This window comes from Bacillus cereus group sp. BfR-BA-01453, assembly GCF_022662915.1.
Classification (GTDB): domain Bacteria; phylum Bacillota; class Bacilli; order Bacillales; family Bacillaceae_G; genus Bacillus_A; species Bacillus_A paranthracis.
Genome location: NZ_JAKUEN010000001.1, coordinates 885,004 through 891,942, shown reverse-complemented (window position 1 = coordinate 891,942; position 6,939 = coordinate 885,004). Strand labels below are relative to the sequence as shown.

The window sequence follows — 6,939 nt, the reverse complement described above, 5'->3', positions numbered from 1 at the left end:
TGTGAAAAGTGAAGCTAGCTTCACTTTTCACATACCAAATCATTATAAATTCATACTGGATAAACCAATGTATTGGGCCTTATCAAATTACACAGACTTCTTGACGGAACCGATATATTTAGAAAATCGCTGATATATTTCGAGTTGTGGTTGATATATTCAAAAAATCGCTGATATAAATTTCAATTACTAGCTAGTGTACTGCTTAAAATAGGGTTTCTACTTGTGGGATATCTATATTTTTACAAAAAATGCCCTTTTTTTCATAAAAAATACGAAAATACGAGAAAAGAAGCGAATTTTTTCGAAACTTTTGCGGGAAAATATTGTATGAGCCTGCGTTTTTATCGTATCATTAGTAAAAGGAAGAACTCGGGACGATTGGTGACATCTGCAAATAGAGTTGATGTCTTTTTTTCATTCAAGTAACCGATACATAAAAATAGATAACAAAAATAGAAGGAGTGTGCGATGAGATGAACGTAACAATATATGATGTAGCGCGCGAAGCGAACGTTTCAATGGCTACCGTATCACGCGTTGTGAACGGTAACCCAAATGTAAAGCCTACAACAAGAAAGAAAGTATTAGAAGCAATTGATCGTTTAGGATACCGCCCAAATGCGGTAGCACGTGGACTAGCAAGTAAAAAGACAACTACAGTAGGTGTTATTATTCCTGATATATCAAATACGTTTTATGCAGAACTTGCTCGTGGAATTGAAGATATCGCAACAATGTACAAATATAACATCATTTTAAGTAACTCTGACCAAAACAAAGAGAAAGAGTTCCATTTATTAAATACGATGCTTGGAAAACAAGTGGACGGAATTGTTTTCATGGGTGAAGATATTACAGATATTCACGCTGAAGAATTTAAAAAGTCTCCAGTACCAATCGTATTAGCAGCGTCATTTGATGAGCAAAATGAAACGCCATCAGTAAACATTGATTATACACAAGCAGCTTACGACGCAATGAAGCACTTTATTGAACAAGGACATAAGCGTATCGGTTTCGTCTCTGGTCCTTTCATTGATAAAGCGGGGAGTGCGAAGAAGTTACAAGGTTATAGAAAAGCTCTAGAAGAAGCAGGTATTTCATATGATGAAAATCTTGTAATCGATGGAGATTACACATATGATTCAGGTATCGAAGCATTCGAAAAGCTTTGGAGCCTTGATGAAAAGCCAACAGCGATCTTCGTATCTTCTGACGAAATGGCACTAGGTGTAATCCACGCAGCACAAGACACTGGATTAAATGTACCAACTGATGTAGAAGTACTTGGTTTCGATAATACACGCCTTGCATTAATGGTTCGTCCACAACTTTCAACAGTTGTACAACCGATGTATGATATCGGTGCAGTAGCAATGCGTCTATTAACAAAGTATATGAACAAAGAAAAAGTGGAAGATCACACTGTTATCTTACCTCACCGTATCCAATTTAGAGATTCAACGAAGTAAGTATAAAAAAGCTCACAGCGATTGCTGTGAGCTTTTATTCATATTCAGGATAGTATGCTTTTACTACGGTATTCACCGTTTCATTTTTCTTAACGTGTAAAAATCTTGCGTATAATTCTTTTCCAGTTTCAAATGGTGTCTCGTCTAATTCAAACACATGCAATAGTTTTCGAAACGTCCACGTTACTTGCTCACCGTACATATTATCGTACGTATGCTCAGACTGTATAGCGATTTGTTCACCTAGTGCATGAGCTTCTTCCAAACTGCTTGCTTTAACAAGAATAATACTTTCTTCAAAAAGTGTATCGCAATCCTTTTCATAATCCTCATCCATTTTCGTAGGATTAGGCTCACCAGAATGAACAGATTCAAACAATAATTTTACAGCGTACATATTATGCTGCATGTTTCACTTTATAAATAATACTTGCGACAAGCGAAGCAGGTATTGTAAATACGTTACTTTGATAATGGTAATGTATTTGAGATTCTTCATAAGACATGTTGTCATATAGTTCGTTTTGTGACATATTCATTTTCTTCTGTTTTTCTTTGAGTATTTTAATGTAGTTATACTGTATTGGGACGAGAATGATGAAATAGGCTAATACGATTAGTGAAATCCAAATCATTATGAACACTCCCTTATAAAGAATATTTGTATATGATAATTATATCAATTGATAGAAAAAATAACCATTTTTTTAAAGGAGGGAGATTAATTCTTTTTCCAAAATGCAAAAAGTTCTTCAGGACTTCGTAAATTATGTGCAAGGCATGTTTGTGCAGTATGTTTAAAGTTTTGTATGAATTGTTCTAACCTAGAAGTATCATATTGTTTCACATTGCCAGCAATAATAGTTTCATCTTTGTCTAAGTTAAGTGATATTTTTAGCAAAGTTATATTTGTTTCTAGTTGTACGATTTCCATATAAAAAAACTTTTTGTCTAAGTCAATTGTAATATAATCAAATTTCTCTACTTGTTTAAAATATCCTACAATATCTTCTTCCAATTGAAATCCTCCCAAGTTCTATAGCTTATCTGGGAGACTTCTCTATATGACTGTATAATTCCTTGTTATATGTCACATAAGTGCAAATTTAACTATTATAGGGCAATGTCATGTATAATAGAAAGAAAAGGCTTGTGAGGGGGGAGAAGAGATGATCGTTCTTTGGATAATTACGCTTTGTATGACTGCTATTTTTGCATATATGACGTTAAAACAAAATGGTTTAAAGCGATTTGTTCCAGGAAGTATTCTTGCAGGAATTGCCCTTATCACGTATGTAATTTCTATTTTTATTGAAAGTGTATCGGTGGATATGAGCACAAGTTTAATGTTTATGGGGATTACACTATTTGCAAGTAGTATTATGGTACTTATGGTTGCTGGTATTATTTTATTTATTCATATGAATTCGGAAACGTTATAGCATATAGAAAAGGCATGTCCCTCTCGGGACATGCCTTTTTATCCGTTCAATTATGCTCTATCTTTAGAAGAGTTTTGTTGTTTTAATAAGTCGCGAATTTCGCTAAGAAGTTCTTCTTCTTTTGTTGGTTCTGGAATTTCTTCCTCTTTTTCTTCTTCTTTTTTAGATGTTAGTTTGTTGAACACTTTAACAAACATAAAGATAGCTGCTGCAATAATTAAGAAATCAAAAATAGTTTGGATGAAGTTACCGTACATAATAGATGACTTACCGAATGTAAGTTTTAAATCTGTAAAGTCAACGCCACCTAATACCATACCAAGTAATGGTGTAATAACATCTTTTACTAAAGAACTAACGATTTTACCGAATGCAGCACCGATTACAACCCCGACAGCTAAATCAACGACATTCCCTTTGAAAGCGAACTTTTTAAACTCGTTCCACATGTGTTAATCCCATCCTTTCCACGATTCATTATGAAATTTATAATTCCTATCAACATATTCTATAGAAATTTGCGTGAGAAATAAAGGGGAAATGGGAATGAAAGTAAATTCTGAAAAATGTATCCGTTTTAATTTTTACTTGTAGCGTCCAGTAGGGATTGCAACATTTGCTGCGTTTTTAATCCTTCTAATCCATCTACAACAGGCTTTGTATCTCCTTGTACACATGCAATAAAATGATGAACAGCATCTTCAAAACCACGTTGTTTTAATGTCGTATCCCATGACGGGGAACCACTTTGTGAAATGGAGTTTTCCTGCTCAACTTCAAATGTGTTCATGTTTTTTACGCGAATAATTTTTCCTGTCGTTACAAGTTCAATTTGTTCTAAATTTGTACCGGCATGGCGATGCATTGCGGTAGAAAGTAACAGTCCATTTGCAGTTGTATATGTATGATGTCCGTAAAGAAGTTCATTTTTTTCATTCATTTGCATCATATTATGAACGACGTTAAGCTCATCATTAGCTAACCAGCGAGCAGTATCTACAATATGTAAGTAATCATCTAACATCGTAAAGTCGTACGTATAGGGTCCAACTTTATTTGTACGATGCTTTTCAATTCGAATCCATGAAATGTTATGAGCTTGCTCTTTTGCCGCAACATACATAGGAACGAAGCGGCGATTAAATCCAACCATTAACTTTCGGTTATACTTTTCGCTTAACTCGACTAGTTTCTCAGCTTGTTCCACTGTAGCAGCTAGCGGCTTATCAACGTAAACATCGATTCCTTTTTTCAGAAGTTTAGAAACGATTTCATAATGCGATGCAGTTGAACTATGAACGAAGATGGCATCGCATTCTGAAGTTAACGTTTCAATAGAATGGAAGTCTTGTATGCGGTATTGCTGGCAAACTTGTTTTCTTTTCTCCGCGTTAGGAGTAAACGCCCCTACAAAATTCCAATCTGTTTCTTTTGTAAGTGTTGGAAGATAAGCTTTTTGTGCAATACTTCCAAGTCCAATCATCCCAATTTTCGGTTTGTTCATATGTATTCCCACCCTATTCATATTGATATAACGGGTTAAATGTAGCATAGAGCGGGGGAGGAAGGCAAAAATTAGCTTTTTACTTATGTTCTTCTAACAAAATCTTCTCTATCTCCTCAAAGTGATGAGCGCGAGCATGCTCTAGCGGAGTAACACCATCATTATCTGGAATGTTTACATCTGCACCGTGCTCAATAAGGAGGCGGATGACTTGTTGTTGTGTTTCATTTCCGTTACTTAGTACGATGGCTTCCATTAAAGCTGTCCATCCGAGGTTGTTTACATGGTTTACATCGATATTTGTTCGCGTGAGGAGTTCTTTTATAACATCAATATAGCCATGTTCTGAGGCTGGGATAAGAGCTGTCCCCCCATATCGATTCGTAAGCGATGGATCTGCACCAGCATCAATTGTTAGTTTTAAAATATCTAAGTAACCTTCTGCCCCAGCGTATAAAAAGGGATTGTTTTTCATATCATCTTGGATATTTACGTCAGCACCAGCATCGATAAGCGCTTTTGCGGTTTTCACATCATTTTTGTATGTAGCAATCATAAGAGGGGTACGTCCTTTATTGTCTGTTATATTTATGTCAGCCCCTTTTTTGAGTAACGATATAACAGTATTCGTTTCTTGTTTCTCAGTAGCTGTTAGTAGCGCTGTCTCCATGTTTGTCATCTCCTTTTTAACTTCTTGTTCTTGTAAGCAACCTTGTAAAAAAATACGCAACATATCATGCTTACTGTTTTTTTGAACATGGAATTTCAACCTCCTCATTTCAACTGTAAAAGAAGAACATTAAATTTTTATAAATTGACGCTAAAATTACTATAAAATCGCTTGAGTATTTGAACATATATTTTTATGCTTATGAGTAATAAGGTTTGATAAAGTGAAACTTTAATCAGTGGGGGTTTTGTTCATCCCCCACTGATTATCAGCCCCAACCAATCGGGCTTTTATGGGCAGTTGATCCCCCACTTAACTTCTTTGCTTTCTCTGAATTTTGAGGTGGGGATCTTACTGCCCGGCAAATAGCGGGGTAAAGTGAGGATGTAACATATGTCTATTAAAACAAGGTTTTTATTTTCTTATATCGCTGTCATTCTCGTTTCCATTACGCTTATATTAATCGCGGGATTTTTAATCGTTTTTTCGATAACAGGTGATTTGGAAGCAGTGAAAAATTTCTATAAAAGCTCCTATATTCAAAAGCCGCTTACGTCAGAAGAAGAGAATGCGTATATTGAGTTAAAGACGGCAGCAAAGAAACATCAATCGCAACTATTAGATGAATCGTTCGTTTCATCACTTGAAAAAGAAGGGGTGAAAATTGTTGTAAGAAAGGGAGAAACCATTTCTTATGCTACAAAAGTATTTGAAAGTGGGGCTTTAAAGGAAGCTCTTCCGAAATTTGAATCAGCAAATATTAATAGTCGTGGTACAACGGAACTCGGCGATACATTTTATCGATATGTAAAGTTTGATTTTTATTTTCCTCAGGAAGAAGAGGGGAGTATATTTGTATTAAAGAAGCAAAGTTCATTTGTAGATCTTACACAAAAGTTATTTCCGATTTTGTTCGTATCACTTTTACTGTTAGCTATTTTACTTATTGGATTATTAAGTTACCTCGTCTCAAGAAGTATTATAAAACCAATCTTTGTATTGAAAGATGCGACTGAAAAAATTAAAGAAGGAAATTTAGATTTTCAAATACCAGTTACATCGCACGATGAAATTGGGCAATTGAATCAAGGATTTGAGGAAATGAGGAAGAAATTAAAAGAATCGATAGAGATGCAAACGCAGTATGAAGAAAATCGAAAAGAGCTCATTTCAAACATCTCTCATGATTTAAAAACACCGATTACATCTATTATTGGATATGTAGAAGGAATAAAAGACGGAGTAGCAAATACGCCAGAAAAAATGGATAAGTACTTAACGACTATCCATACGAAAGCAAGACATATGGATACACTCATTGATGAATTATTTTTATTCTCAAAGCTCGATTTGAATCGAGTTCCCTTTCAGTTTGAAACGGTTGAATTAAATATGTTTATGCAAGAATTAATAGAAGAGATGCAGATGGATTTAAGTAAAGAAGGTATAGAAGTTAACTTACAATTACATGCATCACCACTTTATGTAAAGGCTGATTGCGAAAAGATAAATAGAGTGATATCAAATTTAATTCATAATAGTGTGAAATACATGGATAAAGAAGAAAAGAAAATTACTGTAACAGTATCGAGTGATAACAATATAGTGATTGTGAAAGTAATGGACAACGGATCAGGTATAGAATCTGATACGCTTCCTTATATTTTTGAACGTTTCTATCGTGCAGAGAAATCGCGAAATTCTAGTACAGGTGGAAGTGGACTTGGCTTAGCGATAGCGAAGCAAATTATTGAAGAACATGGCGGGAATATTTGGGCGGAAAGCGAGCTTGGGGAAGGCACAAGCATTTTCTTCTCATTGGAAAAAGTAGAGAAATGTGGTGAGTAA

At 34.9% G+C, this 6,939-nt stretch carries 8 protein-coding genes and 1 pseudogene; 3 read left to right on the top strand and 6 right to left on the bottom strand.

The window, feature by feature from the left end; genetic code table 11:
• Positions 1 to 476 precede the first annotated feature (476 nt).
• The gene (gene ccpA / locus MR070_RS04720; protein WP_001103286.1) at positions 477 to 1,475 is read left to right on the top strand and encodes a catabolite control protein A; all 999 of its coding nucleotides are present in this window, start codon (positions 477 to 479) and stop codon (positions 1,473 to 1,475) included.
• 34 nt (positions 1,476 to 1,509) lie between these two features.
• Here ccpA and MR070_RS04715 read toward each other — a convergent pair whose 3' ends face one another.
• The 3 genes from MR070_RS04715 to dhp61 form a co-directional block, all read right to left on the bottom strand.
• Positions 1,510 to 1,872, bottom strand: a complete 363-nt coding sequence (locus tag MR070_RS04715; RefSeq protein ID WP_041184254.1) for a DUF4288 domain-containing protein — start codon at positions 1,870 to 1,872, stop codon at positions 1,510 to 1,512.
• 1 nt (position 1,873) lies between these two features.
• On the bottom strand, positions 1,874 to 2,110 hold the full coding sequence (locus MR070_RS04710; protein WP_000637879.1) for a DUF3949 domain-containing protein: 237 nt from the start codon (positions 2,108 to 2,110) through the stop codon (positions 1,874 to 1,876).
• Between the two features lie 86 nt (positions 2,111 to 2,196).
• A complete protein-coding gene (gene dhp61 / locus MR070_RS04705) occupies positions 2,197 to 2,493 on the bottom strand; it encodes a protein Dhp61 (protein WP_242260645.1) in 297 nt (98 codons plus the stop codon).
• Between the two features lie 151 nt (positions 2,494 to 2,644).
• On the opposite strand from dhp61, the gene MR070_RS04700 reads away from it, so the two are divergent.
• Positions 2,645 to 2,917 (top strand): DUF3917 domain-containing protein, encoded by a 273-nt coding sequence (locus tag MR070_RS04700; protein WP_000636593.1) that lies wholly within the window; start codon positions 2,645 to 2,647, stop codon positions 2,915 to 2,917.
• A gap of 50 nt (positions 2,918 to 2,967) precedes the next feature.
• Here MR070_RS04700 and mscL read toward each other — a convergent pair whose 3' ends face one another.
• The 3 genes and pseudogenes from mscL to MR070_RS04685 all read right to left on the bottom strand — a co-directional run bounded on the left by mscL (position 2,968) and on the right by MR070_RS04685 (position 5,180).
• The gene (gene mscL, locus MR070_RS04695) at positions 2,968 to 3,366 is read right to left on the bottom strand and encodes a large-conductance mechanosensitive channel protein MscL (protein WP_000267018.1); all 399 of its coding nucleotides are present in this window, start codon (positions 3,364 to 3,366) and stop codon (positions 2,968 to 2,970) included.
• Positions 3,367 to 3,494: 128 nt separating this feature from the next.
• Positions 3,495 to 4,421: a Gfo/Idh/MocA family protein gene (locus MR070_RS04690; RefSeq protein WP_242260643.1), complete on the bottom strand. Its 927-nt coding sequence runs from the start codon at positions 4,419 to 4,421 to the stop codon at positions 3,495 to 3,497.
• A 79-nt stretch (positions 4,422 to 4,500) separates the two neighbouring features.
• Positions 4,501 to 5,180 (bottom strand): annotated as a pseudogene (locus MR070_RS04685) (ankyrin repeat domain-containing protein).
• A 304-nt stretch (positions 5,181 to 5,484) separates the two neighbouring features.
• Between MR070_RS04685 and MR070_RS04680 the strand changes: the two are divergent.
• Positions 5,485 to 6,939 (top strand): sensor histidine kinase, encoded by a 1,455-nt coding sequence (locus tag MR070_RS04680; protein WP_242260641.1) that lies wholly within the window; start codon positions 5,485 to 5,487, stop codon positions 6,937 to 6,939.